This window comes from Pantoea sp. X-Soil-YNGN-775 (assembly GCF_059730575.1).
Map to the genome: position 1 here is coordinate 630196 of NZ_AP035946.1, position 26999 is coordinate 657194.

The window sequence follows — 26999 nt, forward strand, 5'->3', positions numbered from 1 at the left end:
GCTGCATCCTGCAAAGTGGCGTAAAGGATTAATTTTAACAGAGTTCAGGAAAAACAGCGGCGCCAGAACCCGGCTGCCGCAAACTATCGCATAACCCTCAAAAATCCGCCTTCAGTACAATGCGATAGTGAGCTTTTCCGGAGCGCAAATGGTCGAGCGCCTGATTGATCTGCGACATCGGGAAATACTCCACCACCGGCGCAATATCAGCGCGGGTCGCCAGCTTTAACAGCGCCCGTAGCTGAACCGGTGAACCGGTGGAAGAACCGCTCAGACTGCGATCGCCCACAATCAGGCTAAAGGCCGGCACGCTGAACGGCGTCATCACCGCACCCAGCGTATGAAATTTTCCATGCGGCGCCAGCGCGCTGAAATAGGGCTGCCAGTCAAGATCGACCGCAACGGTGTTGATGATTAAATCAAACTGTCCCGCCAGCGCATTGAGCGCCTGCGGATCGCGGCTGTCGACCACCTGATTTGCCCCCAGCGCCAGTAATGACGGCGTTTTGTCGCTGCTCGAGGTGAAAGCGGTCACGTCCGCCCCCAGCGCGCGCAAAATTTTGATCGCCAGATGTCCCAGGCCGCCGATACCAATCACCCCGACCTGGCTGAGTGCGGAGATGTTATGCATCAGCAACGGTTTGAACACCGTCATGCCGCCGCACAGCAGTGGACCGGCGGTGGCGGCATCCAGCGCGTCCGGCAGCGGGATCACCCATTGCCAGTTCGCCCGCAGTCGCTCGGCAAATCCGCCGTGATTATTGATGGTGGAGACTTTGCCGCGACGGCAATTAACCTGATCGCCGCCCAGGCAGGCGTCGCAGTACAGGCAACTTTTGGCCGTCCAGCCGATGCCGACGCGCTGACCGATATGCAGCCCTTTGTGCTGAGCACCGTCACCCAACGCCACGATGCGGCCGATCACCTCATGTCCCGCCACCAGCGGATAGGTCGATCCGCCCCAGGCATTATCAATCATCGACAGATCGGAGTGACAGATGCCGCAATATTCAACAGCGACCTCAGCGTCGTCAGGCTGCAGCGGACCGGGAGAGTACTCATAAGGCTGTAACGCTTCGCCGGGCTGGAGCGCGGCATAACTTTTAATACCCATTCTCTTTCCTCAATCAACGGATGAAGGCGTCGCAGACCAATACAACGGCAACGTAACCGGCAGCATAGCAACAGACAGCAGTCATAAGCTGCTGTAAATGCGAGGCTTTCATCGGTTAAATGCGGAATTTTACTGCCGCACAGCGGATGCTGCGCGCTGTCAGCTAAAGCGGGTCGTGATTAAGGGGGGTACGGAAGGCGTGGCGCGCCGCGGCCATCAGCTGGCTGGCCGTTACGGTGGTCGGTAATCGCATCAGAATTTTACTCGCCTGCCAGTAACACAGCACCATCATCTCATCCTCTTCTTTCTCAGCCAGTTCACTCAGCTTCGCCCGTAAAGAAAGGACGTTTATCGTCTGCTGCTCATCCAGCATGTCAGAGATGGTCTGATTAATAATGTGGTGGAGTGTTTTCCAGGAGAGATCTGTCTGCAAAATTAACCTCTTTTAACGCTCATCGGCTCCGGGCAAGGATTACGGAAATTATCGCAGCAACGGGTCTGCAACGTCATGGCTCTAAAGTCTGGAAATAACTATAGCTGTTTCTGCACGCTTGCGCCGGACGACACCGTCAGAATTCTAAAAGCCGACAAGTTTAAATGCTTTTGGCCATTTTTGTCTCGTTTAAACCGGCCCGAACCGTTTGACTGTCGATTTTTTTAACAATTGCACCGCGTTGTTAACTGGCTGATGTGGCGAGCCTTTTACAATTACCCCGCCCTTTTCTGGAAGATTCGCAGCAGATCGACGCCAGGTTAAGTCACAGCGTAAAAATTTAGCCTCATTTGACAGTCAGCAGCGTTGGCTACAGGTATTGACGGTCAGAGTGAGGCTATTGGTTGCCGATCCGCGCGGATTTCAGATCCACCTTTCGCTATAAATTAATTTATATAGCGATAGCGGCGCCCATGTTATAAATCGCGGTACGGCTGTCAGGTTCCCGCCTCTTCAGGCCGGTAACGCTATAGAGTCGGTCTTAATCGGCAGCGTGATGGATTAAGAACGGGGCGGCGGGCGAATTCGCTATCGTGATGATCTTTGCCTGTTTTCCGTCGAAGATGCCGGTTAAGCTGTTCAACAATGTGCAGAATGAAGGCGTAGCTACGGTCTGTCTCCTGCCGTGGTTACTGCTGTTTACTTTACCGCTCCCGCTGGCCTGCTTCGCGCTTACCCGACGTCAGGCGCAAAACAGCCGTCAGCGGCAACCCTGAATCGAGGATTTCCTGATGGCAATGACGCTGGAACAACTGCAAGACAAATACCCGGATGCCAACGCGGCAGCGCTCGGTGACTCCCCGGAACTCGCCAGCCAGCTGGCGACGCTGGTGATTGCCGGCAAAAAGGTGGCCAGCTGCGGTTCGCTGCACAGCTGGCAGGATGATGAAGATAAACCTGAGCCGGGCCGTTACAGCATTATCCTCAACGGTGAGCAGCGGCCTGTGTGTGTCATCCGTACCACCGGGCTGTTCCTGACGCGCTTTGACCGCGTGACGCCTGAAATGGCGATGCTGGAAGGCGAAGGCGATCTCAGCCTGGAATACTGGCAGCAGGAGCATCAGCGTTTTTTCCAGCGCGAAGGCTATTTCCATCCCGAGATGGAGCTGGTGTTTGAAACCTTCCAGCTGGTCGAAGTGATCTGAGCCGACCCAGCCAATCCGCGCTACAGGCTGTTTGCCGCCATCAGTGCCAGCCGTGAAAAACCGCGCGCCGTCAGGTTCTCAGCCGCCTGGGCGGCGCGCATCCCGCTGGCGCACACCAGTACGATGCGTTTATCCCGCGGCGGCTGCCAGTCCGCTATCTGCTGCGGCAGGATCCGCTGCACCGCATCTGCCACGCTGACCGGCGCTTCCTCCCGACTACGTAACTCCACGATGCAGTCATCGGCGCTCAGCATCGGCGGATCGATAAACGGTACGCCAGCGCTTTCCGGTTCCGGCGCATCATCAAAACGAAACTGCCGCAGATGCCAGTTGATGAAGTCACAATGGATCATGCAGCCAAGCGGTGACGGCGTCAGCTTAAGCAACAGGCTGAGCGCCATCTGCGCCTGCAACGCGCCCAGCGTGGCCACCGCCGGACCCATCACCCCGGCCGTATTGCAGTTGCCCGCCGCAGTCGGCAACTGTGGAAACAGCGCGCGGTAGCCTGGCGCACCGCCGCAAAAACTGCCGACGTAGCCTTTGCGGCCCAGCACCGATGCACAGATTAGCGGCAGACCGCGCGGCAGACAGGCGTCCGACAGCTGATAAGTAATAGCGAAATTGTCAGCCGCATCGATCACCAAATCGATCGCCTCCAGCGCATCCGGCAGCAGGCTGGCACTCAGCACCTGCGGCCGGGCGTCAATCTCGCAGTCAGGATAACGCTGAAGCAGCGCGCGCCGGGCGGCTGAAACTTTAGGCTCGCCGATATCCGCCATGCCATACAAGGTCTGACGATGCAGATTATGCAGCTCAACCCGATCGCCATCGTAGAGACGGATAAAGCCTACGCCCGCCCCGGCCAGCAACGGCAGCACGGTTGACCCAAGCCCCCCCGCGCCGACCACCAGCACCCGCGCCGCGCGTAAACGTTGCTGCCCCACCTCGCCGATCTCCGGCAGTATGGTTTGTCGCTGATAACGATCCATCACGGCTCCTTAGCTGAACTGTGCCAGCCCAAAAATCGGGGTTGATGCTGCGGCCATATCACGCTGCTCCATCAAACCCGCCTGAAACGCCTGCTGTCCGGCATCAATGGCGGCTGAGAATGCGGCGGCCATGCGCACCGGATCGCGCGCCTTCGCTACGGCGGTATTCAGCAGAATGCCATCAAAGCCCATCTCCATCGCCTGTGCGGCCTGCGAAGGCGCGCCGATGCCGGCATCAATAATCAGCGGCACATCTTTAAACCAGGCTCGCATGCTGCGCAGTCCTTCAATATTGCGCAGCCCCTGCCCTGAGCCAATTGGCGCGCCCCACGGCATCAGCACTTCGCAGCCAGCCTCAAGCAGTTTTTCGCCAACAATCAGATCTTCAGTGGTATAGGGAAAGACCTGGAAACCGTCAGCGCAGAGAATACGTGCCGCCTCGACCAGTGCGAACGGATCGGGCTGCAGGGTATCGGCGTGACCAATCACCTCCAGCTTGATCCACGGGGTGCCGAACAGCTCGCGGGCCATCTGTGCGGTGGTTACTGCCTCTTTCACGGTGTGGCAACCGGCGGTATTAGGCAGAATGCGGGTGTTGAGCTGTTGCAACAGCTCACGGAAAGCGTCGCCCGCGCTGCCTTCGCGCCGCAGACTGACCGTAATAATCTCTGCGCCTGAGGTCTCAATCGCCTGTTGCAGGATGGCGGGCGACGGATAGCCTGCCGTGCCCAGCAAAAATCGTGATGATGGGGTATGTTGATAAAACATGATTATCCTCCCTGCATCGGTGACAGCACTTCGATCTGGTTACCCGCCGCAAGCGGCTGGCTGGCATAGCGGGCGCGCGGCACAAATTCACCGTTGAGCGCCGTCGCGACCGTGGCGGGATCGATCTGCTGCTCCTGCAACAGTTCGTCCAGCGTGCGCGCCGTGGTATCAATGACACGTCCATTCAGTTCAATCCGCATGAATCACCTCCTGAGTCAGTTGCTGCATTAATTGTTCCGCCATCAGCGGTGCCAGCAGGAAACCGTGGCGATAGAGTCCGTTGAGCGAGAAGACCCCGTTTTCGTAGCGCACTTCCGGCAGGTTATCGCGGTAAGCCGGTCGCAGCCCGGTGCCGCTCTCCAGCACGCGCGCCTCGGCCAGCGCCGGATGCAGGGACCAGGCGGCGCTGAGCAGTTCCATCATTGCGCGTGCGCTGATCGGGCTGCTGTCGTGGCTCTCAACCATGGTGGCGCCCAGCATGAAAATACCGTCGGCACGCGGTACCAGATAACAGGGAAAACGCGGATGGAGCAGGCGGACGGGTCGGGAGAGATGCAGTTCAGGCGCGTGCAGGATCAGCATTTCGCCGCGCACCGCACGCAGCGCCGGTTGTGCCGCGACGGCGTGAATACCGCGGCAGTCAATAATCTGACCTCCGGGCGCGCCGGGATGAAACGGCACATCAGCCTGGCGCAAACGTTGCGCCAGTTGCCGCAGCGCCTGGCGCGGATCAAGGTGGGCTTCGGCGGCAAAAAACAGGCCACGGGCAAAGCGATTTTCCAGCGCCGGTTCGACCTCGCCCGGAACCACCCACTGATGATTATGGGTCAGACTGGCGAAGCGGGTCAGCTCGCGACTGTCGCGCGGCGGTGCCACCACCAGCGTCCCGTGCTGCTCCACGCCGTCAACGCGTTTCGCCCACCAGGCCGCCGAATGCTGGCCCCACTCAATCACCTGCGGCGGCGCACTTTCCGCTTCGCACCAGGGTGCCAGCATGCCGCCCGCCCAGTGCGAGGCTGCACGAATTTCAGGCCGGGTGATCACTTCAACCGTTTCGCCCCGCTCTGCCAGCAGTGTGGCGACACACAGTCCGGCCACGCCGCTGCCGAGTACCGACCAGCGACTCATGTTGCCCACCGTGCGGGCGTTACGTCATTCAGAACAGGAGGGTTCATAGTGGCCTCGTCGTAACTACGCGAAGACCCGGGATACCAGAAGGGAAAAAGGCGAGAGCGTTAATCGAGATGCCCTTGCGGCAAGCATCTGCAGAGAGCGGATGCCCGTCTTCCTACGCCAGTATCAACTGGGTCAGGTTCGAAGGGTCGCTAAGCCGCGCAGTGCGCTATTAGCCTCTCAGTCTCTCTGGCGAGACTCCCCTGACGGCTTCTAGTTTTAAGTTAAGCAGGCAGGTTCGTCAAGTGAAGCGCGATGATCAACCGCTACCACTCTGTTTATCTCAGCAGTCGTTGATCAACCCGAGAACGCGGGGTAAAAGTAACGGTCTCTTCAGTGTAAGACCACTGCGCCGCCAGCTGGCTGACTCACTGCGCCGGTGGTTTATCAGCGGGTGTTAATAGTCTGACGCCAGAGAGATCAACCGACGCGCGTGCCCGCTTAAGATTGTAGGTTGCCTGCATTGCCAGCCAGAGCCGGGCGGCAATGCCTGAACCGGCCTCAAGCCGGAGCGCCATTTCGGGGCTGATAGCGGTTCTACCGGCTGCAACCTTGCTCAGCGCCGACGGTGAGACGCCAATATGGCGGGCCAGACTGCGCAGACTCATCGGATGATCGTCGAGGTATTCCGTAATCAAGCCTGCCGGATGGGGTGGGTTAATCATCGTCATCAGTGATAATCCTCAGGGTTCAGAATAGAGGCATCGCCGTCGAAAAGTTCGAAAGTGATATGCCAGCTAGCACGCACGTTAATCGCGTACAGATGGCATTTGTCACCTTTCAGTGTGTGAAAGTTAAACCTCTGAAAGTGACTGAATGGGTTAATTGTCATGGCATTATCCAGCACCATCAGCCACAGCTTGATCCGACCATTATCCTTTTCCTGCAGACCGCGCGTGTCACCTTTTTGGTATAACCTTTGCAATGCCTTATGCTTCCAGCTTTTAATCACGTTGATCACGCCTGTTTCTCAACGGGAAGCAAGAGAGTGTTTTCCTTCAGGCAACAAAATTGCGTGACCAGCCCAACGATGAGCGATCCGAAAGGAGTGTCAATGGCTGAAACAGTGGCGTCCAGAGCGGTATGTCATAGCGGGCGGGAACGCAGAGGGGCCGCTGAAAGTGGTCTGACGCAATGTCTGCTCCTTTCTGCGTCCCACAGGCTTAACCCGCATTACGCTCAAAGTGGCTGTTAACCAAGGATAAATTTGCTGAGCTGTTTGTGGCAAAAACCAACCCTTACTTAAAAATAGTCCTCTGATGTTACGGGATAGTTTATCCGTAATTGCCACATAACTATTGAATGAAGTTTAAAAACAACCAGATTACTTAATTACCGGTTTTAAGGCATGCCTGGCATATCAGGCTATGTTCACGCAACATCGGTTACTCCGTTAGTTATTAATGTTAACGAAACGGCGAAGTCATCGTATATTCCTTCAGGCAACATGACTTGTCATTTTACAATAGGCATTTAAATCTGGCGGAATAATTCTTTTAAATGAAGGCAACCCATCTTCAACATCGGTCAAAAGCGATTAAATTAATAATAAAGTGAGAGGTGAGCCACAACGTGACTAATTAAATTTTCTTATAAAAATATTCAGGGGTAGACTATTTTTGACCCCGCAGAGTCATGTTAAAAAGTTATGAAGAACTTATATGAAAGAGATTTTAAGTCATCAGTCAGATTCGCTAGCAGCGGCATAGGCATAGGCAGACGCAGATGGAAGCGGGCACCATTCAGTCACTAATGGAGGCTCTCGTTCAGGTGAAACCCACACCGGTGGCCATAGCGGAAATCACAATTTACAGTCTTTCCTTTCGCAAAACTCCCCCGTATGGCAGCGGCTCAAGCGCAAGTGGTATCTGGGGGGCCTGCCAGCTATGCGCCCCCAGGTAATGGCTATAGTGGAAACGGCACCTATGGTTATAATGCAAACGCGCGCCATGCTGGCGATAATCATTAGTCACTAATTTGTCAAACTAAGCACGGGAGCCTTTTCCTGTGCTTTCAGGAAAAAAACCAATGCATAAATATATGATTTTTATAGGTAAAAACACCTCTAAAATTATCCGGAAAGAAACTGCTACGACTGAATTCATAAAACAAATGAAACAGCAAGGCTTCAGGAAACACCATATTGAAATTGAAGCCGAAAACGAAAAGGAAGCCGCGGTGAAACTTAATAATTTCAATAGCGGGTATCTGGATTCACTCAGAGAGTATTCAGTAAGTTTCGCCATCTCTGCTGCGGTTGTTATTTTAATGGCTTTGATATATATAATCAGAACATGGTAAACCCGATAATAACCAATCCAGATTCAAACCCACGCATTGAAAGATCCATCAATTATAAAATCTATTTAATACCTAAAAATAAATAAGAATGTAATTAAAATAGTTTCACCTGCTTCAGTAAATCAGTAATTTCTGTATTATCACCAACCCCCCTTAAAATTACATGAATTTAACAATCATATACCAACTTCCGGACATCAATCTTTCTAACGAAAGCAAAATTATTGTACCTGATATGCTACATTTTGTCTGGACTGGCGATACTGAGGACTGCTGAACTGATTGGATAATGATTTCAGGCTAACACACCCCGGGGGAATTTATTCCGGCATAACCCGTATCTTTTACGTAGTCATTTCCTTTATGTCTGCATAATGGAACTCGTTAAACTACATTAATAAAATAATTTAACTCAAAATGAATTAAAATTGGCAATAGCGAGAACGAGTTAATTTTCCAGGTCGATGATTTTATCAAACTTATTTTCAGGTCTGGCTTTCGATATAATCCCCTCCCGGCGATCCAATTAATAATGATGCACACGCGGCAAATGGTTTCTCAGGCCGGCTCACTCTCTAAGACAGGCGACTTCACTCTCGATTTTCAACAGAAACTTAAACGTGCTGCTTAACCCACGATAACAAAACACGGATGTTAAAAGTGGGATGGCTGATTTTGGTTTATTCTTTTGGGTTATTTCGCATGATGTCTGACTCTGCCGGAAAAAGCAGCAACGCCGCCCACGTTGATCATCACACGAATTCAGAAGAGTAGCAGGATAACATCGGATCATGAGCGATGAACATTGTCGCCCAGACCCGATGCCGTTAAGGCTCAACGTCCTTAACCCGCATTACGCTCAAAGTGGCTGTTAACGAAGGCGCGACAGCGTGGGGAGATCGGATCGAGGAACACCTGCTCTGGCGCGCCGGACTCTTCAACCATGCCCTGATGCAGGAAAATCGCTTTATTGGAGACTTCGCGCGCAAAGCCCATCTCATGGGTCACGATGATCATGGTACGTCCCTCTTCCGCCAGGCTACGGATCACCCGCAGCACTTCCCCCACCAGTTCGGGATCGAGCGCGGAAGTCGGCTCATCAAACAGAATCGCTTTCGGCTGCTGCGCCAGCGCCCGGGCAATCGCCACGCGCTGCTGCTGACCGCCGGAAAGTTGCGATGGCCAGGCATCGCGCTTTGCATACAACCCCACCTTATGCAGCAACGCTTCAGCCTCTTCCAGCGCCTCTTTGTGACTGCGTTTCTGCACGTGAATCGGTGCTTCAATGATGTTCTGCATCACCGTCTTGTGCGGCCACAGGTTGAAACTCTGGAACACAAAGCCGAGCTGCATCCGCATCAGTTTGATACGGCGACGCTGCTCGCGGTTCAGTTTTTCGTCGGCGTTATCCAGCGTAACCGACACCTCGCCGACCGCAATTTCCCCCGCCTGCGGCACTTCAAGGAACGGTATACAGCGCAACAGGGTGCTTTTGCCGGAGCCGCTGGCGCCGATCAGCGAAATCACGTCGCCGTCCTGCGCCGTCAGGCTGATGTCGTGCAGCACTTCATGCCCCGCATAACTTTTTCTGAGATGACTCAGCATGATAGTCGGTGCCGTCATGAGCGCGCTCCAAAATAGTAAGGTGATAGACGACGTTCCAGCATCGACACGCCTTTGCTGACCAGCATGGTCAGTATCAGGTAGATAACCGCGGCACTGAGGAACACCTCCAGCGCCCGAAAAGTTGACGAGACTATCGAGTCAGCAATCCCGGTCATCTCCATCAGGCTGATGGTGCTGACAAGCGAGGTGGCTTTAATCATTGAGATAATTTCGTTGCTGTAGGCCGGTAACGCCTGACGAATGGCAATCGGTAAGGTAATCCGGGTAAAGATTTTGTGTGACGCCATACCGGAAACTTTTGCCGCCTCCAGTGACTGCGTACTGACAGCACGCAGCCCGCCCCGCAGAATCTCAGAGGTGTAAGCGGCATCGTTAAGAATCAGCGCCAGCAAGCCGCACCAGTAGGGATCGCGTAGCAGCGGCCAGAACAGGCTTTCGCGCACCGCCGGTAAGCTGCCGAGTCCGTAATAGACCATGAAAATCTGGATTAACAACGGCGTACCGCGAAACAGCCAGACATAGAAACGACAGAACAGACTGCCAATCCGCGTCATGCGCAGCAAATTGAGCAGCAGCGCCAGCAGGCCGCCACCCAGCAGCGATAACAGCGCAAGGTTAACCGTCAGCGGCAACCCTTTCAGCAGCGCCAGCAAGGTTTGCTGTAAAAAAGTGATATCCACGTGGACTCCTTACTCCTTCACGCGCTGTTGACCGCGCATCGCAAATTTTTCCACGTAGCGGAAAACCATGTCAGAACAGGTGGTGATGATCAGGTAGATTACCGCGCCGACGCTGTAGAAGAAAAACGACATCTGAGTGGAGTTGGCCGCAGTAGAAACCTGATTCATGGTTTCGACCAGTCCGGTCACCGACACCAGCGCCGACTCTTTAATCACCGATTGCCACTGATTGCCCATTCCCGGCAATGCGGTGCGCAACGCCTGCGGCACAATAATCCGGCGGAACATCATTAAGCGCCCCATACCGGTGACCGTCGCCGCTTCCAGCGTGCCCTTCGGGATGGCGTAGAACGCGCCGCGAAACACGCCGCTCTGATAGGCACCGGAAATCAGCCCGATGGCAATTGCGCCGGCCACAAAGCCGTTCACCTCAAACGGGCCCGGCAAACCCAGCGCGCTGCCGACGGTCGAGACCACCTGTCGCCCACCGAAATAGAACAGGTAGATCACCAGTAGCTCGGGCACGCCGCGAAACAGAGTGATGTAGCTGGCCGCCAGCCGCTGTTGCCAGCGCGAGCCGGCAATCTGCATCCAGCACAGCACGCTGCCGAGCACCGCGCCCAATAGCCAGGCACAGAGTGAGACCGTGACGGTGACGGCGGCGGCGTTAAGCAGCACCCCGCCCCATCCTTCGTCGCCAAAGCCCAGTATCTGCCAGTCGATATTCATCAACATCAGCGGTTACGCTTTGGGCGCGACGTCTTCGCCGAACCACTTAATTGACAGTTTGCTCAGCGTGCCGTCTTTGATCATCGAGTCCAGCGCCTGATTCAGCACCTGCTGCAGCTCACTGTTACCTTTGCGCAGGCCAATAGCCGATCCCGCACCCAGTACGCCGCCGGAGAAGCCGTAGCCGCTGCTGCTGATCGCCTCAGCGTGTTTTTTCACAAAGGCGTTGAGGTTGGTCCGTGAGGCCATCACCGCATCAACCCGGCCATTCATCAGGTCAGCGAAGGTTTCCGGGCCAGCCTGATAGGTGCGGATGGTGGCCACATCGCCAAGGTATTTTTGCAGGAAATCGGCCTGAATGGTGGCGACCTGTACCGCGATGGTTTTGCCTTTAAAGCTGGTTTTCAGATCATCAATCGCTTTTTTCATGCCCGCTTCATCATCCGCGCTGACCACCGTGCCGCTGCCTGGCAGCGTGGCCAGCGGCGAGGTTTTAGAGGTGACAAAACTGGAGACGCTGACGGTGTACTGATGGGTAAAGTCGATCGCTTCGGCGCGCTTTGGCGTAACGGTTACTGCATCAATCACCGCATCATACTTGCCGTCGATCAGCCCCGGGATCATGCCTGACCATTTCTGGGCGATGATTTCATATTTAAAACCAGCGCGTTTCGCCAGCTCCGCCACCATATCCGGCTCGTAGCCGACAATTTTGCCGCTCGGCGTGGTCTGGTTAAACGGCGGATAGGCCGCCTCGGTAGCGAATTTCAGGGTGCCAAAATCTTTTGCCTGGCTGACCACGGAGGTTGCCAGCAGCGCCACAGTGAGGGAAGCCGCAAACAGACGGTTGTGCATCATCATAAAACCTCATTTTATTATTAACAGAGCAGATCAATCGCAAGACGGCTTAGCGCCTGCGTCCCGGCGGCAATGCTGCGTTCATCCGGTTGATAGTCGGAGTTATGCAGGTGATCGTCACGGCCCGGCGTGGCAGAACCAATGTGGATCTGACAACCCGGCGCCCGTTCGGTAAACAGCGAGAAATCTTCAGCACCAAAGCTGTCGCTGGGCTGCGCGATGATCGGCTTGTCAAACTGGTGCGACAGGATCGACTCCAGCGCATCAATCAGGCGATCGTCATTCATCAACGGCGGGACGCCACGCTGGAAATTGACCTCGACACGCACGTTCTGGGCCAGCGCCACGCCCTCGCACATTCGCTTAAACGCGGCTTCCATATCAGCACGCACCGCCGGTGATTTGGTGCGGATGGTGCCCTGGAACAGGCAGCTGTCGGGGATAATATTGTGGGTGGTGCCGCCCTGAATATGACCGATAGTTAACACTGCGGAGTGGGCCGGATCGCGTTCGCGCGAAATGATGGTTTGTAGCTGACTGATGAGGTGCACGGTAGCGATAATCGGATCGTTGCCCATGTGCGGGCGCGCGGCGTGGGTCGATACGCCATGCACCGTCACGTCGAATTCGTCACTGGAAGCGGTGCTGGCGCCACGGGTCAGCGCCACTTCACCGGCCGCCAGTTCCGGTTTGTTGTGCAGGGTGATCGCCCAGTCGATGCCATCCGCCGCACCGTCGGCGATCATCGCCTGCGCGCCGCTGTCCGGTGTCTCTTCGGCTGGCTGGAAAATCAACCGCACCGTTCCTTTCAGCTGCTGACGATAATGCGGCAGGATCGCCGCCACGCCAAGCAGGGTGGCGGTGTGGATATCGTGTCCGCAGGCGTGCATTTTGCCCGGCCAGACGCTGGCAAAAGGCAGCCCGGTCTGTTCATGGATCGGTAAAGCATCCATGTCAGCGCGCAGCAGCAGGGTTTTACCCGGCTCTGCGCCCTGGATATCCACCATCACGCCGCTGCGGCCGATACCGGTTTTTGGCGTCAGCCCCAGCGCCTCTAACTGTTGCGTCACCAGGCTGGCGGTACGCAGCGTATCGAAACCTAATTCAGGGTGGGCATGAATATCACGTCGAATCGCCACTAAATGGGATTCCAGTTGTTCTGTTCTGGCTTTTATTTCCCTGGCCAGCAGTGCTTTATCCTGATTCATAGCAGCCCCGGCAATATTGGGTCGGCATCGTAATGCAGACTCTTTTTTTATGTGATCATGATTTCTGGTATTTGCGACCATTTATTTATTCACAGCACGGCGCAGAAAGCAACGCGCAATAACCGGTTACAGCCCATTTAAAATCAATAAGATAGGAGCAACCATAGGAATATTGAATGAGAATCAGGCGGATCAGCAATAATATTAATAATCCGCCAGATAAGATTACTTTCGCTACTTATCGGGTGCTAAAAGTTGCAAGTGAACTGTTGAATTAAAAAAAGTCCGTTAATATTTCCGCCAGTTTTTCGGCGGTTGGTCGGGAATAAAATGCCGGTATTTGAGGCAATCCTGACTGCTGACCTGCTCTGCCTGCCGGCTGATGTGGTGCGGACACTGCGCCACCGCCCGCCCGTTTACGCCGAAACTTGCGGATTTTGTTGAGTCCCCGCGGTATTCCGACGTCCGGGCCGACAGTTCGCAGGCCTCTCGCGATCGCAGCCTGATTTCCATCGCCTGCCTGGTTGCGCCTGATCATGCCAATGAGTTGCCTGCGCATCTGCGCCGCGGCGTTGAAAATGGCCTGACCGAAGATGAGATGAGTTGAGTGAGGTGATCACGCATCTGGCCTTCTACGCCGGTTTCCCGGCGGCGATTACCGCCTCCGCTTACGTGAATGCCACGTTCGCAGACAATACCCGGTGCGGACCGGTTAACAGACTATGAAAATGAAGACTTTTCAGCAGTCGTCAATAAATTAACCGACGGTAAGGGTGTCAATCTTATCCTGGACTTCATCGGCGCGCCCTGCTCCGAACGGAATATTCACTCGCTCGATTATGGCGGTCGCCTTATTCAGACTGGCATTATGGCAGGGATTGAAAAAGCAAAAATGCCCCTCGATCGGCTGCTTTACCGGCATCTGCAAATATCTGGCAGAGAATGGGGCCTCAAGGAGAGTTATAGATATTCTATAGAAAACCTGACCGGTAGAACCTGGCAGCAACGTTTAAAGTCTGTAAAGCAGCAATATGGACTGCTTACCCTTGTTCATTAATGTAAGCATTGCAAGATCTTTAATTGATTTTTGTCATAGGTATACCAGTACTTTCCCTCAAGAAAACCGGAGGCAGTTAACATCTCTTCCTTACTGAAATCAACAAGAACCCTATCCTGATTTTGCCCCAGGAAAATTACGCTTACCTCAAGGTCTTTTAAATTTGAGCACGGATTTTTTTTGTTGAAATCCAGCTGGTGAGCTAATGAATAGACTTTTTGGTTGAGTACCTCACCATTAAAATTATTATCAACCCAGCCCAGAGCAAAGTAACTAAAAGTGCATGTAAAGAAGATATAAATGGATGCCCCAACGGGAAAATCAATATCGCTGTCTCCGTCCCACTTTGACTTAACGTAAGAAGCGATGTTTATTATGCAAATCATACCTGCAATAGCGAGCAAATAGACAAGGATAGAGATTTTTTTGAAGAAAAGATAGGCCACAAGAAAACTTCTTGTAAAAGGGAAAAAGGAGGGATCAATATTAAATATATCATTTATTATTGCTGAGGCATCAGCAGTACAGTATAAAATCAAACCGGTAAATGATAGAGACAGTATGATTTTTGCTGTTTTAAACCGCCACAGCTCCTTGAATAATAAAGTTCTTTCAATATTAATGCCGATCCATACTGTTGATAGCATGATTGATATAATGTACGCAGGTAATTTTAACGATTCAATAAATTCAGAATCAGAGTCATTGGATGTAGAGAATATAAATACCAATATCGCCACAACGGCCAATATATTAAGCGCAACGGAACAGCCCCATTGCTCACTGTATTTTTCGTTTTCTTTTTCTCTTTTAATAAATAAAACGGTATCACGTATCTCTTTAATAACTTGCTTGGTGGATTTCTCACGCGAATACCTGTAGTGAGCATCCTCGCTCGCATCAAACTCAGCCGCAAGTTTTTTGATAGACTCGGTATTAACTTTCTCATTAGTCATAATGAATAACTCTTGTTCTGATTAAGTGCAGGTTGACTATAAGCCCCCATGCTATTCTTCATGGATAAACGCCGGGATAAGCATCATACCGCCATGGTGTTGACTTCGCCGCCTTTTTTCGAACTTCGATGCCCACAAGTATGCGCAATGATAATCGGCAAGATATACGCTTCCTCTGATTGCTGTATACCAAACCGTTGTCAGAAGAGAAACGTCTGGCGGCGGTAAAATACCCTTAAGGTAAATCAAACCATTCTCTGCAAAAAATATTGATCAGTTTGATGTCCGCTCCAGCCTGATAGCTGCTGGAGAGAGCGGGTGCAACTGCTTTTTCACAGCGACCTGTATTGGCGCTTTGGCCAAACATCTGCGGCGAGTCGAATAGATCCCCTGCAGTGCCGGCGGTCGTTTCGCCTGCCGATCGTCGTTTGACGCATTACCTTATCTCGATCACTTTTTAATAACGGCGTTCAGCAACGACTCGGTTTGCTGTCAGGGGTAATACCCTCTGTATGTTGCCGCTAAAACGGGTTATATGAAACAAAACGGAGAGACGTATGAATGATAAGCACGTATTGCTGATCGGTGCTGCCGGCGTAGTGGGCTTTGCCGCTCATGATTCCTTCCAAAAAGCGGGCTGGCAAATCACTACCCTTGGGCGTTCGCCGCACAGCCCTCACCCTTCTCCTCATATCAGCGCTGACCTGACCTCTTCCGAAAATCTTAATCAACACCGGGAAGCGTTTGAAACGGTAACGCACATTTTTTATGCGGCATTGCGCCAGGATGCCAATCCGGGCGTGGAGGCGGATATCAATGCGCTGATGTTTGAAAATCTGATCGGCGCGGTACGCTCGTCAGGCAATTCGCTGAAACATATTATCTTTATTCAGGGCGGAAAGGTTTATGGGGCCCATCTGGGCGTTTACCGCACCCCGGCGCGGGAAGAGGACAGCCGTCATTTTCCGCCGAACCTCTATTTCCGGCATGAGGACTATGCGAGAAAGATTGGCGATGAAGGCATCGGCTGGACTGCACTGCGCCCGGATATTGTCATCGGTCACTCATTCGGATCGCCGATGAACCTGGGAAATTTGATCGGCGTGTACGGTACAATCTGCCGCGAAACCGCAACCGCCCTGCATTTTCCCGGTCCGGATGACGCTTACCGCAATACCCTGGTGAACATCACTGACAGCCGCATCCTCGGTGAAAGCGCTGTCTGGGCTGCCGAAAAGGCCAGATTCGGCGCATTCAATATCACCAATGGCGACGTGTTTCGCTGGTGTCACGTCTGGCCGAAACTGGCTGACTGGTTCGGCGTTCCGGTTGGCGAGGCGCAGCCTGTCTCGCTTAGCGAACGTCTCAGCGCGCTTAAGCCTCTCTGGTCATCCATCGCCGACAAGGCGCAACTGCAGGAGCGAGATATCGATAAACTGGCGTTAGGTGGTTTCGGTGACTTTATCTTCCATGTTGAGAAAGATGCCATCTTTGACGTCACCAAAGCGCGTCAGGCAGGGTTTAACGCCATGATCAAGCGCTCTGATGAGGTGTTGATTGAACATCTGGATGCGATGCGAAGCAGCAAACTTATTCCCTGATTTCTCAGGCAGCCCGTCATCTGGCAGGCTGCCGGCCTGCTCTCCAGGCCCGTTTCTGGACGGCGGAAGATTACACCAACCCATTGTTCCGGAAGCCAGGCGCACCGGGATGCGGTACGCCTGGCCGCTTCGCCGGATAAGTGTCCGTTATGTGCTGTGAATACAATATGCAGCATACAAGGACCGTCGTAATCCTGAAACATACATAGCTCGCAACCCCTTTCCCAACACATTTCTCCGCTAAAGGTTGTCAGTGGTAAAGATAGAGATGCTGTCAGTAAGACCTTACCGGGTGCCCGGCAGATATTCGGCTACTGTTCGTTTTTAAGCTGCACATCCTCTGCGCCAGAAACGCCGGTAATCTATGCGCTACTACGCGTAGCGGTGTCGCCATATCCGCTTTCAAGCCCTGATCGGCACTCACCGCCAGCATCAGCAGCGCCAGGTGCTGAAACCGGGCTGCCAGCTTCCAGGCGGCCCACGCACCGAGAACGTGTCCCATAGGATGACAACGGATGATGCGGAGCTGTTGTAGCAGCACTATTACCCGCTGCGCTGTCATCATCAGAGCATCAGAAACGCATTTTAAGTCCGACCGATGCTGAAATATCCGCTGTCATTTTACTGTCACCGCCATTGTCCCAGACTTTGCCGACTTCGGTGTAAGCCTGCACTTTACTGCTCACCGCCCAGGTGGTGCCCACCGCAGCTTCAGTCGCGCTGTAGCGCTGATCGGCGCTAAGGCTGGTTTTTCCGTCATTGTTGCGGGTGTTGCGATAGGTCACGGTGTCCTGCCCGTCCGATATTTCCTGCCACAGGTTCACCCGGAGATAAGGTTTAACTTTGCCATAATCCGTATCATAATCCGCCATTAATCTGGCGCCTATCCGGCCAATCACCGCTGCGTCAGTGTCTACATTAACATTGGTTTTCGCCGCCCCTTTCAGCGTGACGTCCCTGAAATCACTGTATTGATAAATGAGCTGGCCCTGAGGCTCAAGAGCCCAGCGACTGTTACCTATTTTCCACGGCTTACCCACTTCCACCGAGGCAACCAGCGAGTTGCCGTCCGGATGATAGGTAATCCGATCCACATTGTTTTTCAGGTCGACCTGGTGGTAACCATACTGAATCACGTTATCGACATAAAATCCGTCACTGTCTGTCCAGGTGGCGTAACCGCCCAGATAGCTTGAAAAGGTCGAATTATAGGCTGAGCCGCCGCCCATGCCGGTGTTACCAGAAATCGCGCTATCAGTATCCATAAAGGTGGCATAGATGCCCGCACGCCATTGATCCTTCTGCCAGAAGTCGCGCCCCATCTGCATTCCGTTATAACTGGAATCACTGGTGGTACCGGTAGCATCATTCATCTTCTGATCGACGGTTTTATAGATATAGCGCGCCCAGAATCGGCCTTCCTGATCTTCCGGAATTGCAGCCTGCCACGGTTGCTCATCCCCGACGCGTTGATGCAGGGTACCTAATACGGTCAGATCGGCCTGACGGATGATTGAGCCCAGACTGTTAAAACCCGGCACATCCGGCCGGTAACCTGCCCGCAGGAACCAGTCCTCTCCCGCTCCAGCTGCATTTCCGGCAAAAAGTTGATACTGGTATGCGCCTGCCAGCAGTTTATCTGCGCCGATGGTGAACGCATCTCTGGTGGACTGCGCCGTAGTGGTTGCGCCATTTTGCGCTTCTACCACCTTGATTCCATCACCTTCTGTTGGTTCACCTAACTGGCTGACATCAATATTTAGCAGCGTCAGGCCGGATGCCGAGCCGCCGGAAATCACCAGCCGGTCGGCAACGCCGGGGCTGTGCTGCTGAGCAGCAATGTTCAACCTGCCGTTAACCCCAACATAGTCGCCATTAACGGTAAGCGTTGATCCGACATCCCCGCCCTGAAGGTTTACCGTGCCCTGGTTTACCAGATTGCCAATACGCTGATTAAACCCACCGCTATCCAGCGTGGCATTCTGGCTGACAACATAGTCTGAAGCTGAACTGAAGCGGTTAGCACTGCCCGCTCGCAACGTGCCATTTTCTACCCGCGTCGTGCCGCTCCAGCGGTTGTTGCCGTTTAAGGTGGTAATGCCGCTACCGCGTTGCCAGACCTGCCCGCTGCCGGAAATATCCCCGTTCACCGCCATCTCATCAGACCGGTTAAAAGAGAGAACAGCCTGATTTTGAATGTTGCCCGTGACGTTACCGCCCGCGCTGCCATCACCCAGCTGTAACGTTCCGCCGTTAACGATCGTCGTTCCCTGAAAGCTACTGTCTTTCGTCAACGTCAGCACTCCCGCGCCCGCTTTAGTCAGATCTCCTGAGCCGGTAACGCTGTTCAGTAATAAAACGTTAAAACCATTGGTATCGACAGTGCCGCCGCTGTCAGCGAGCTTCACTTCACGGGGAGTATCAAAGGCTGCACCGTAACGCAAAGTCCCCCCGCCCAGGGTCAGTGCCGTTTCTGGCGCTCCCATGCTGGCATCCTGTGCGACCTGAAGCGTGCCCGCAGTAACTGAGGTGCCGCCTGAGTAGGTGTTGTTGCCGTTAAGCACCAGCGTACCTAAATCAGTTTTTCGTATGCCACCCGATCCCACCAGCAAGGAATTAATCGTAGCGGTATAGCCTGCCCCCTGAAGGGAACCCTCCCCCACACGCAGGATGGTATCGGCAGTATTGGTTGTAATTACGCCATCATTCAAGACATAACCATCAGTAGCAAACTGCGCGCCACTGATCGCCACAACCCCCAGGCTATTATTCACGGTCACTGTCCCGGCCTGGCCACCAAAAACAGCGAAAGAGGTATCGCTAAACGGTGTGTTAAAGCGCCCGTCTGGTGAGGTCTGATCGGTGGTCCAGTTATCGTTACCGGTACTGTTTTGCCAGATGCCGCTTCCGCCGTCGATCACTCCGTTGTTTTTGTCCGCACTGTTATTTCCACCGGCACCATCCCAGAATCTCATTACCGTGCCCGCATGATTAATGAGGTTGACCTGGCCCGCGATGGACGTCTGCACGTAAAGATCAGCAGCTGCCTGAGGTGCCGTGCCGATATCAAGCTGTTTGTCTGTTAACCTGCCGCTGTAATTGAATACCCGGTACAGGCCAACATCGAACTGGCCACCGGTGGTTTGAGTGATATTCAATTTGCCATTCAGGTTGAGATCGCCGTTGATGTTAATCAGGTCGTTCAGCGTCCCACCTGGCGAATAAGCCTGACCAAACTGGAAGTCGAGCTGAGCATTTTCATCCAATGTCAGCCCGCCTAGCGTCAATACACCGACGCTGTTTAAATCGCGTCCGGCAGCGAGATGAGCGCCATCCGCTACCGTTACGCTGCCGCCTGAGATGCCTTCTCCCCCTAACGTCGTCTGACTAGCAACAGCGATCGCGCCGGTTGCAGCGGATTGATCGCCGTTAATTAACAACGTTCCCTGCAGCACGCGGGTGTCTCCTGTCCAGCTATTTTCACCGGTCAGCGTCAGCGTGCCGCTGCCGACTTTCACCAGGTTACCGCCACTGCCACTGATAACCCCAGAGATAAGATCGCTCAGCCCCAGGTTACCTTCGACCAGTGTGCCGGCACCCAATACAACATTTCCGGCACCGGAGAGTGAACCGATGGCCGTCGGTTGCGATGCTGCGCTGATGTCTACCCGCGCGTTTGCCTGATTATCTATGCGGCCATTGCCAGCCTGAGCATTGTCGGCAAAGATCACCTCGCCCTGGTTAGTGACAGCGGCAGTGCCAGCATCAGCCGCATCGGTAAAGGCCAGACCAGAAGTAGCATCAACAGTCACCTGCGACGTACCGCCGGAACTTTGATCGGCGAAGTTAAGCTGTCCGCTGTTTATCAGGTTAACCCTGCTTTGAGCAGCTGAACTGGAGCCAATGAATTGCAGCGTTGCGTTATCTACGCTGAAAGCATGACCTTCCGCCTGAGCAGCGCCGGTAAAATTCAACTGTGCGAGATCGGTGAGGCTGATATTGCTTTCAGCAGTCCCCAACGCACCGGTGGTATTCGCATTCACGCTGAGCTGTCCATTACCGTTTTTGCCGGCGATCCTGGTATCACCCAGGTAGCTGTTTTGTTGATTCAACTCGAGCACGCCATTGCCTGTGCTGACAGAGGTATCCACAATGTTCAGAGCACCATTCCCGCCAATAACCCCGGCTGGGGTAAACGTGTGGCCGTACGTATCCAGCGTGCCGCCGCCAGCCGCATCAAGAAAAATTAACCGGCTAGTCGCGAAATCTGCGCCAGCTTGCAGCGATGCACCATTTTTCAGCGTCAGTGACGTACCGCTAAGGCCCAGGCTGGCATCGCGGGAAGCCTGTAATGTTCCCTGCCAGACTTCTATCCCTGCTGAGAAATCATTCTCTCCATTAAGAATTAATCTGCCGGGGTCGGTTTTCAGCAACCTGATGCGATTCTCATCCAGTGGGTCCTGCAACAGATCGGTGTTAATTGTCGTCGTGACATCGCTGCCCGTGCCGCCGTCACCGACTCGAACGATGTAATAAGTATCGGCAACCGCTTCCCCTTGCGCACTGTAGCTATTGGCTGGTGCAGGAACGGACTCTGGGAAAGAGTCCGTGACGGTACTGATGTAATAAAGCGGTGAGTCGGCGTTGAGTTGATTCACTGCATAGCCGTCACTGGTAAACTGCATTCCTGAGTTGATCACCCTGCCGTTTACGTTACTGACTACTACCACGCCTGCCGTTCCCTGGAAAATAGCGAAAGCCGTCTGTGACCAGGGCGCATTTCCCACCCCATTTGACGTCGTCCAGTCATTGGTTACCCCGGCGATATTGGCGCGCCAGATGCCATTACCACCGTCAACATTGCTGTTACCGCTGGTGCCATCCCCGTGGTTGGTGGTACGGCCGCCATCCCAGAATTGCAGTTCAGAAGCCGGATTGAGATAGTTCAGGATCAGGTTAACCTGATTAGCAATGTTGGTCTGAATACGGCTGGTACCGCCGTCATTAGCAGGTAAAGAGCCGATATCCAGACCCCGGTTAGCCGCCGTATTGTTGATGGAGGCCCCTGCATAACTAAACAATCGATAGACGCCAGGCAGGAAACTGCCGCCTGGTGAGAGGGTGACATTAAGGATCCCATCAAGGATCAGGGTCCCTTTCACATTAACAAAATCATTCAGGGCGCCGCCTGCCGTATAGGACTGTCCCAGCTCAAATTGACTGTTGGTCGTGGCATTCAGCGTTAAATCGCCATTGATGGTCAGGGTGCCTCTGCTGTTATCGCCTGGCGTCAGTACCGTATTGTTGCCAAACACAACCGCACCGCCTAACGTGCCGTTACCGCCCAGCGTCGTGCCATCACCTGCCGTTGTCAGCGCGCGGGCGGCAGTTTGATCACCATTGATCAATAAGGTCCCCTGGGAAAGCAACGTCTCACCTGCATAGCTATTGTTACCGCCCAGCCGGGTCACGCCAGACCCAATCTGATGAAATGCGCCGCTGCCAGAAATGATGCCATTAAGCGTGACACTATCGGACTGATTAACGGTCAAAATGCCGTTGTCGGTGATGTTTGTAACCTCAGAAAGGCTGCCTGTGGTGCCTCCCTTGCCGAGAGAAAGCTCAGCGCCGCTGCCAATCAGCGTATTACCGGTATAAGTATTATCGGCCAGCAAATTGGTTTTACCTGCGCCCGTTCTTTCCATGCCGCCATTACCCGAAATGATTCCGGCGTAATCCTGCTCATCGTCGCCATCAAACGACACCAGACTGTCCGCACCATCAGTAAAGAGGCTGTAGTTATGCAGAGTGGCTTCGCTGGAACTGGCGACACTGTCACCACTGCGTAACGTCGCCCCGCCCGTGACATTAATTTGCGGCGTACCGGAAAGCGTTAAATCATCGACCAGGCGTACGTCCGTAGCTGCCCCGTTAAGCGTTAAGGTGCTCCAGCCGCTGCCAATATTGGTGCCGCGGACCTGATTGTCCGTGCTGAAAGATCCGACTAAGGCCGGGCTGTCGCCCTGATGGGTATTATTAAACGTCAGCGTGCTGCCCGTGCCGCCTTCACTCACCAGGTGAGTCATATTTGCCAGTGAAACATCGCCGATTGTCGCGCTGTCATTGCCATCCGAGCCGCTGAATGTGACGCCACCCGCAAGCAGGCCACTGGTCCAGCTGAATTGATCGTTGCCACTTCCGAGATTGATTTCACCGCGCGTATTGCCACCGGTAAGAGAAATCGCGTCGTTGCCACCGCCGGTCAGTATCGCCTGAGAGGTGCTGCCTGCGGCCAGTAAAGTCCCGCTGTTGGTGATCGTATTGTTCGCATTTCCCGAGGCGTCAATCACTGCCGCATTCAGATTGGTGCTGGCGTTGGTCAGGTTGCCACTGTTGACAAGGGTCCGGTTCGCCGCCGTTCCGTTGAGCACAATCATGCTGTTGCTATTGCTGGCTCCGCTGGCTGTGATGCTGCCGGTATTGACGAACTGTGAGGTATTGGCGGCAAGAATGGTGCTGCCCGCATTGGTACTGGTCACGATCGTGCCATTGTTGATCAGGCTACTGGCGTTGGTGGCATCGATTGCCGCACCCGCGCTGCCACCCATAGTGATATTGGCACCAGAAGTTACATTCCCGGCGGTGTTACCGAGAATACCGATACTGCCCGCGCCCGTGCCATTAATGGTATATCCGGTGCCGATGGCCAGATTACCGGTTGTGGCCGAGCCGTCATCATTCTCAAAAGCGAAGCCCTGACCGCTGCCGCTGACGTTGAGAATGTTGTTGGTCCCCTCAGCATTGAACGTCACTGCTGTGCGGATTGCCGGGCCATCCGCGGCATTGATGGTGACATTGTTGAGGTTAATATTGCCGGTATTGGATTTATTATTGATTCCCGCACCTGATCCGCTGATCCCAATGATGCTGTTACTGGCGGTAAAGGACGAAGAACCGATGTCCATCAACACGCCGTCAGCGCCGCCAGAGGCGGTAATCGTATTGTCCGACCCATTAATGGTCAGCGCTGCGCCTGAACCCAGTAACTGAACGGCAGCAAGCCCGCCATTTGCCGTTACCGCCCCCAGCTTCTGCACAATCGCGCCAGCGCCCTGAACGCGAATACCCACATTTCCAGCGCCACCGCCAACGCTGATGGTGCTGTTGTTGGTCAGCACGCCCGCGTTCAGGATATCCACACCAACGTTATTACCAGCGCCCAGTACCTGAACGGGCGCATTAACCACGGCACTGCCGTTATCATGCAATGCGATCCCTTTGCTGTTACTGCCGTTCAGCTGAATACCTGAAGCGCCCTGTAACAGCAGATTACCGAGGTGTGATACGTCATAACCGACAATGCCACTTTGTGCGACCCCGCTGGTTGTTGATGCGTCTGAGGTGACATTAGTGACAAACTGATCGGTCCCTTTGCTGCCATCAATATTGTAATTCCGGCCATCAATCAGTACTGCCGTCGTGTTGTCGTGATTAAGGATGATACCGCCGTCGGCAATAGTTCCTTTTGCACCGCCAGTGACTTTAACGCCGACGGCATTCTCACCGTTTACATCAATAATAGCCGGGCCTGTGTTGAGGGTAGTCAGCACATCGTCACTGGCATCACTGTTATTTTTGTCATCAAAACCATTGGCAAACACCCCTGTTGAGCCTGTCCCGGTCAGCGTTAACTGATAGGGCGTTCCGCTGCCATTGTCACCGCTAAAGGTGGCGCCATTATCTACTGCAAACAGCACGGAACCCGCCTGGCCATTATCATTAATGGAGGCATTGGCCACGTTAATATTGGCCGCATTGCCATAGGCGTAGTAACCAATCTGCTGGCTGTTTTCCAGTGAAAGGCTGGACTGGTTGGTGACGTTAATAATCGCGTTGCCACGCGCATGTACCCCAATGGCACCCGCCGCGAGTAACCTGATAGTAGAAGAGAGATTGACCACCGATTGATGAGTGTTCAGGCCTTCGGCATAAACTGCGTAATTGCGGTAGGTGTAAGGGTTGTTATCCGTTCCGCCAGTATCGCCGGCGCTGCCAACGGTAATTTCACTATTTTGCGTCGAGGTGACTGAAGCATTCGCTGTGCGGGCCTGCAGGTAGATAGCGATATTATTGTCGCCATCAATCAAAATATCCCCGTCGTTCACCACCGCGCCGCTATTATCGGCAATATACAGACCATAACTGGAGGCCGCAGCGCCATTGGTTAATTTGCCCAAAACTGCAATATTCCCGCTGTTGGTCACGTCTCCCGTGCCGCTATCAGAAAAAATGCCTGCCGCATTTCGGGTATTTTCACCGAGATAAATCAAACCATTGTTAACGATAGCTCCACTACTTTTACTGTAGATCCCCGCCGCCAGGCTGCCGCCACCGGTCATGGCAACGCTTACAGGTGTCACGCCACCGGTCAGGATGGGGTCTACACCCAGATAGATATTACCGTTGTTGGTGAACGTCGCGCCCTGATCGGCATACACGCCATAACCTGTTGCACGACCGCCAACATTATTAGCATTACCAACAATCGCAATTGTGCCGCCTGCAGCATTCGTTGCCAGGGTAGTTCCCGACGCGCGAATACCGATGGCATTAGCCGTTGTGGTATCGGTAAGTGCGACGTTGATATGACCGTTATTGGTTAAGGTGCTGGCACCCAGTCCGGAGATTGCGACACTGCCCGCATTGCCTGCATTCTGATTAGTGCCGTCTTTCTCGATAAACAAGCCAGCATTCAGGGTGCCGTTGTTAATGGCTGTCGCGTCTGTTGCGATCATCCCCACGGTCGCCGGACTGCTATTACTGCTGCGCCAGGCATTGATCGCGCCATCATTAGTAATTATTGCTCCTTGATCTGCCCGCATGACGGCTGATGCACCATCGACCGCCAGACTACCCGTTGAGGTTACCGCACCGCTGGCATTCGCGCCGGTTGCGTAGATCACGTTTAGATCGCCGACCGGCAAGGTGCCATTATTGATATGTGTGCCTTTGTCATCCCATACGTGGTAAGTCAGGTTGATGGTGGTCTGGTCTTCCTTCGCCAGCAAGCCGGTAATAATGGCATTGTATGTGTTCTGCGCCTCCACCGCCGAGTCGATGGTTTCGCCATTCACCGTTGCCCCAGCCGTCAGCCAGTACTGGATTTGCGGTTTGCCGGCATAATCGCCCTGGCCCGTAAGGTAATCATTGACGGTAGCAATGTCGGCTGAAGACGTAATATCAAACGCGCGCGATCCTACCTGCACTACTCGCTCGCCTATCCGGGTGTAATTCGGCAGCGTGATGGTGTAATTGTATTGCGCACTTTGCGCGGTGATAGTTTGGGTATTGCTGGAAATAACGGGTGCCGGACGGAAATGAATATAATTATCGGATTGCCAGCGGGTCGCGCTGGCTGCTGTACCGCTGCCGTCGGCCTTCGCCAGGACAGAATTTTTTGCCAGCAAATCCAGCGTGTTGGTGGAATCGGCAATGGCTGTGCTACCCGCAGTATCTGAGCCGATATTAATACTGGCGCTCCCCCCTTCCGAACTGACTGAGGCAATGCCAAAGCTGTTAAAAATGCGCAGGGAATCAGGGTCATATACCGGCAGTAAAAGTGCACTGACCGGCGTATCGTCCGATGAAACAAAAGTAGTGGAATCATAAATACTGATGATCTGATTACTGCCTTCAAGCCCGGGAATGACAACGTTCAACTCCTGATTCTGTTGAGGATTGGCCGGGTTGGGTGAATAAGTAAACTGATCAATATTGCTGGCTGTGATGGCTGTTTGATTACCGGATGAATCGGTGGCTGTAATGACCGTAATGCGGTTGGGATCGCTGCCGGTGTTCCCGGGTAACGCCTGCCCGACCGCGACTGAGGTGCTGCTGCCTGTGCTGCCAGCGCCAATCTGAGGGATAGTGCCGATAATGTTCAGCGCAGTGCCTGGGGGGTAATGATCAGGCGCGTTTTGACTGTCCAGCGTAAAGGCAAAGCCCGTATTAATCACGCTGTCGTAGTTGATGCCCTGATTTTCCGGGAACAGATAGGAAGGATGACCTGATGCATTCCATTCTGCATCAATCGCATAAGCCCCCTGCGCATAGCCAGCGCCGCCTGTGATGAGCGCGGAAAGTAACAGTGAGGTGGTTAAAGAGGCTTTTTTACCTCTTACAGAAGCAAGTTCAGAAACAGGGACATAGCAAGACGCGGTACAGCTCCAGATTAACCGGTAAACTTTGTTCATCTCGGACCTCGAAGCGCAACTACCAGCTGATTGTAATAAGATTACATA

20 protein-coding genes, 1 pseudogene and 1 riboswitch are annotated in these 26999 nt (G+C 53.8%); of the genes and pseudogenes, 6 read left to right on the forward strand and 15 right to left on the reverse strand.

Annotation, left to right across the window (positions count from 1 at the left end; all coding sequences use genetic code 11):
* Positions 1–97: 97 nt before the first annotated feature.
* Together ahr and AC6I8I_RS22880 are read right to left on the reverse strand one after the other, a co-directional pair.
* Positions 98–1114 carry an NADPH-dependent aldehyde reductase Ahr gene (gene ahr, locus AC6I8I_RS22875; protein WP_497828759.1) on the reverse strand — a complete coding sequence of 339 codons (1017 nt, stop codon included), beginning with the start codon at positions 1112–1114 and terminating at the stop codon, positions 98–100.
* A 163-nt stretch (positions 1115–1277) separates the two neighbouring features.
* The gene (locus AC6I8I_RS22880; protein WP_497828760.1) at positions 1278–1547 is read right to left on the reverse strand and encodes a hypothetical protein; all 270 of its coding nucleotides are present in this window, start codon (positions 1545–1547) and stop codon (positions 1278–1280) included.
* Positions 1548–2140: 593 nt separating this feature from the next.
* On the opposite strand from AC6I8I_RS22880, the gene AC6I8I_RS22885 reads away from it, so the two are divergent.
* A complete protein-coding gene (locus tag AC6I8I_RS22885; RefSeq protein ID WP_312056390.1) occupies positions 2141–2323 on the forward strand; it encodes a hypothetical protein in 183 nt (60 codons plus the stop codon).
* A 15-nt stretch (positions 2324–2338) separates the two neighbouring features.
* Entirely contained in the window at positions 2339–2752 is a 414-nt protein-coding gene (locus AC6I8I_RS22890; RefSeq protein ID WP_312056389.1) for an ASCH domain-containing protein, read from the forward strand.
* Positions 2753–2772: 20 nt separating this feature from the next.
* Here AC6I8I_RS22890 and AC6I8I_RS22895 read toward each other — a convergent pair whose 3' ends face one another.
* The 6 genes from AC6I8I_RS22895 to AC6I8I_RS22920 form a co-directional block, all read right to left on the reverse strand.
* Positions 2773–3741, reverse strand: a complete 969-nt coding sequence (locus AC6I8I_RS22895; RefSeq protein WP_497828761.1) for a ThiF family adenylyltransferase — start codon at positions 3739–3741, stop codon at positions 2773–2775.
* A gap of 9 nt (positions 3742–3750) precedes the next feature.
* On the reverse strand, positions 3751–4509 hold the full coding sequence (locus AC6I8I_RS22900) for a thiazole synthase (protein WP_312056387.1): 759 nt from the start codon (positions 4507–4509) through the stop codon (positions 3751–3753).
* A 2-nt stretch (positions 4510–4511) separates the two neighbouring features.
* Positions 4512–4709 carry a sulfur carrier protein ThiS gene (gene thiS / locus AC6I8I_RS22905; RefSeq protein ID WP_069729136.1) on the reverse strand — a complete coding sequence of 66 codons (198 nt, stop codon included), beginning with the start codon at positions 4707–4709 and terminating at the stop codon, positions 4512–4514.
* Entirely contained in the window at positions 4699–5637 is a 939-nt protein-coding gene (locus AC6I8I_RS22910) for an FAD-dependent oxidoreductase (RefSeq protein ID WP_497828762.1), read from the reverse strand. Before AC6I8I_RS22910 ends, thiS begins: the two co-directional genes overlap by 11 nt.
* Before the next feature lie 140 nt (positions 5638–5777).
* A riboswitch (TPP riboswitch) is annotated at positions 5778–5897 on the reverse strand.
* Positions 5898–6050: 153 nt separating this feature from the next.
* Positions 6051–6353, reverse strand: a complete 303-nt coding sequence (locus AC6I8I_RS22915; protein ID WP_497828763.1) for a HigA family addiction module antitoxin — start codon at positions 6351–6353, stop codon at positions 6051–6053.
* Positions 6353–6643 (reverse strand): type II toxin-antitoxin system RelE/ParE family toxin, encoded by a 291-nt coding sequence (locus tag AC6I8I_RS22920; RefSeq protein ID WP_497828764.1) that lies wholly within the window; start codon positions 6641–6643, stop codon positions 6353–6355. Before AC6I8I_RS22920 ends, AC6I8I_RS22915 begins: the two co-directional genes overlap by 1 nt.
* Before the next feature lie 1067 nt (positions 6644–7710).
* Here AC6I8I_RS22920 and AC6I8I_RS22925 point away from each other — a divergent pair.
* Entirely contained in the window at positions 7711–7983 is a 273-nt protein-coding gene (locus AC6I8I_RS22925; RefSeq protein ID WP_497828765.1) for a hypothetical protein, read from the forward strand.
* Positions 7984–8826: 843 nt separating this feature from the next.
* Here AC6I8I_RS22925 and AC6I8I_RS22930 read toward each other — a convergent pair.
* From AC6I8I_RS22930 to AC6I8I_RS22950, 5 genes are read right to left on the reverse strand one after another with little or no spacing between them, the layout of a single operon-like run.
* On the reverse strand, positions 8827–9606 hold the full coding sequence (locus AC6I8I_RS22930) for an ATP-binding cassette domain-containing protein (RefSeq protein WP_312056381.1): 780 nt from the start codon (positions 9604–9606) through the stop codon (positions 8827–8829).
* Positions 9603–10289: an ABC transporter permease gene (locus tag AC6I8I_RS22935; protein WP_312056380.1), complete on the reverse strand. Its 687-nt coding sequence runs from the start codon at positions 10287–10289 to the stop codon at positions 9603–9605. The genes AC6I8I_RS22930 and AC6I8I_RS22935 overlap by 4 nt, the downstream gene beginning before the upstream one ends.
* Before the next feature lie 9 nt (positions 10290–10298).
* Positions 10299–11024: an ABC transporter permease gene (locus tag AC6I8I_RS22940; RefSeq protein WP_312056379.1), complete on the reverse strand. Its 726-nt coding sequence runs from the start codon at positions 11022–11024 to the stop codon at positions 10299–10301.
* Positions 11025–11030: 6 nt separating this feature from the next.
* The gene (locus tag AC6I8I_RS22945; protein WP_497828766.1) at positions 11031–11879 is read right to left on the reverse strand and encodes an ABC transporter substrate-binding protein; all 849 of its coding nucleotides are present in this window, start codon (positions 11877–11879) and stop codon (positions 11031–11033) included.
* A 17-nt stretch (positions 11880–11896) separates the two neighbouring features.
* Positions 11897–13084, reverse strand: a complete 1188-nt coding sequence (locus AC6I8I_RS22950) for a M20 metallopeptidase family protein (protein ID WP_497821029.1) — start codon at positions 13082–13084, stop codon at positions 11897–11899.
* Between the two features lie 382 nt (positions 13085–13466).
* Between AC6I8I_RS22950 and AC6I8I_RS22955 the strand changes: the two are divergent.
* Together AC6I8I_RS22955 and AC6I8I_RS22960 are read left to right on the forward strand one after the other, a co-directional pair.
* A pseudogene (locus AC6I8I_RS22955) lies at positions 13467–13810 on the forward strand (carboxymuconolactone decarboxylase family protein).
* Entirely contained in the window at positions 13761–14141 is a 381-nt protein-coding gene (locus AC6I8I_RS22960; RefSeq protein ID WP_497828767.1) for a zinc-binding dehydrogenase, read from the forward strand. The pseudogene AC6I8I_RS22955 and the gene AC6I8I_RS22960 overlap by 50 nt, the downstream one beginning before the upstream one ends.
* On the opposite strand, the gene AC6I8I_RS22965 is transcribed toward AC6I8I_RS22960, so the two are convergent.
* Entirely contained in the window at positions 14138–15097 is a 960-nt protein-coding gene (locus tag AC6I8I_RS22965; protein WP_497828768.1) for a hypothetical protein, read from the reverse strand. The genes AC6I8I_RS22960 and AC6I8I_RS22965 overlap by 4 nt on opposite strands.
* A gap of 557 nt (positions 15098–15654) precedes the next feature.
* Here AC6I8I_RS22965 and AC6I8I_RS22970 point away from each other — a divergent pair.
* The gene (locus AC6I8I_RS22970) at positions 15655–16698 is read left to right on the forward strand and encodes an NAD-dependent epimerase/dehydratase family protein (RefSeq protein ID WP_312757617.1); all 1044 of its coding nucleotides are present in this window, start codon (positions 15655–15657) and stop codon (positions 16696–16698) included.
* A gap of 572 nt (positions 16699–17270) precedes the next feature.
* On the opposite strand, the gene AC6I8I_RS22975 is transcribed toward AC6I8I_RS22970, so the two are convergent.
* Positions 17271–26951: an autotransporter-associated beta strand repeat-containing protein gene (locus AC6I8I_RS22975; protein WP_497828769.1), complete on the reverse strand. Its 9681-nt coding sequence runs from the start codon at positions 26949–26951 to the stop codon at positions 17271–17273.
* Positions 26952–26999: the final 48 nt, after the last annotated feature.

Coding starts and splice junctions, on each gene's coding strand:
- ahr (WP_497828759.1), bottom strand. CDS start 1,114: ATGGGTATTAAAAGTTATGCCGCGCTCCAGCCCGGCGAAGCGTTACAG.
- AC6I8I_RS22890 (WP_312056389.1), top strand. CDS start 2,339: ATGGCAATGACGCTGGAACAACTGCAAGACAAATACCCGGATGCCAAC.
- AC6I8I_RS22895 (WP_497828761.1), bottom strand. CDS start 3,741: ATGGATCGTTATCAGCGACAAACCATACTGCCGGAGATCGGCGAGGTG.
- AC6I8I_RS22900 (WP_312056387.1), bottom strand. CDS start 4,509: ATGTTTTATCAACATACCCCATCATCACGATTTTTGCTGGGCACGGCA.
- thiS (WP_069729136.1), bottom strand. CDS start 4,709: ATGCGGATTGAACTGAATGGACGTGTCATTGATACCACGGCGCGCACG.
- AC6I8I_RS22910 (WP_497828762.1), bottom strand. CDS start 5,637: ATGAGTCGCTGGTCGGTACTCGGCAGCGGCGTGGCCGGACTGTGTGTC.
- AC6I8I_RS22915 (WP_497828763.1), bottom strand. CDS start 6,353: ATGACGATGATTAACCCACCCCATCCGGCAGGCTTGATTACGGAATAC.
- AC6I8I_RS22925 (WP_497828765.1), top strand. CDS start 7,711: ATGCATAAATATATGATTTTTATAGGTAAAAACACCTCTAAAATTATC.
- AC6I8I_RS22930 (WP_312056381.1), bottom strand. CDS start 9,606: ATGACGGCACCGACTATCATGCTGAGTCATCTCAGAAAAAGTTATGCG.
- AC6I8I_RS22940 (WP_312056379.1), bottom strand. CDS start 11,024: ATGTTGATGAATATCGACTGGCAGATACTGGGCTTTGGCGACGAAGGA.
- AC6I8I_RS22945 (WP_497828766.1), bottom strand. CDS start 11,879: ATGATGATGCACAACCGTCTGTTTGCGGCTTCCCTCACTGTGGCGCTG.
- AC6I8I_RS22950 (WP_497821029.1), bottom strand. CDS start 13,084: ATGAATCAGGATAAAGCACTGCTGGCCAGGGAAATAAAAGCCAGAACA.
- AC6I8I_RS22960 (WP_497828767.1), top strand. CDS start 13,761: ATGCCACGTTCGCAGACAATACCCGGTGCGGACCGGTTAACAGACTAT.
- AC6I8I_RS22965 (WP_497828768.1), bottom strand. CDS start 15,097: ATGACTAATGAGAAAGTTAATACCGAGTCTATCAAAAAACTTGCGGCT.
- AC6I8I_RS22970 (WP_312757617.1), top strand. CDS start 15,655: ATGAATGATAAGCACGTATTGCTGATCGGTGCTGCCGGCGTAGTGGGC.
- AC6I8I_RS22975 (WP_497828769.1), bottom strand. CDS start 26,951: ATGAACAAAGTTTACCGGTTAATCTGGAGCTGTACCGCGTCTTGCTAT.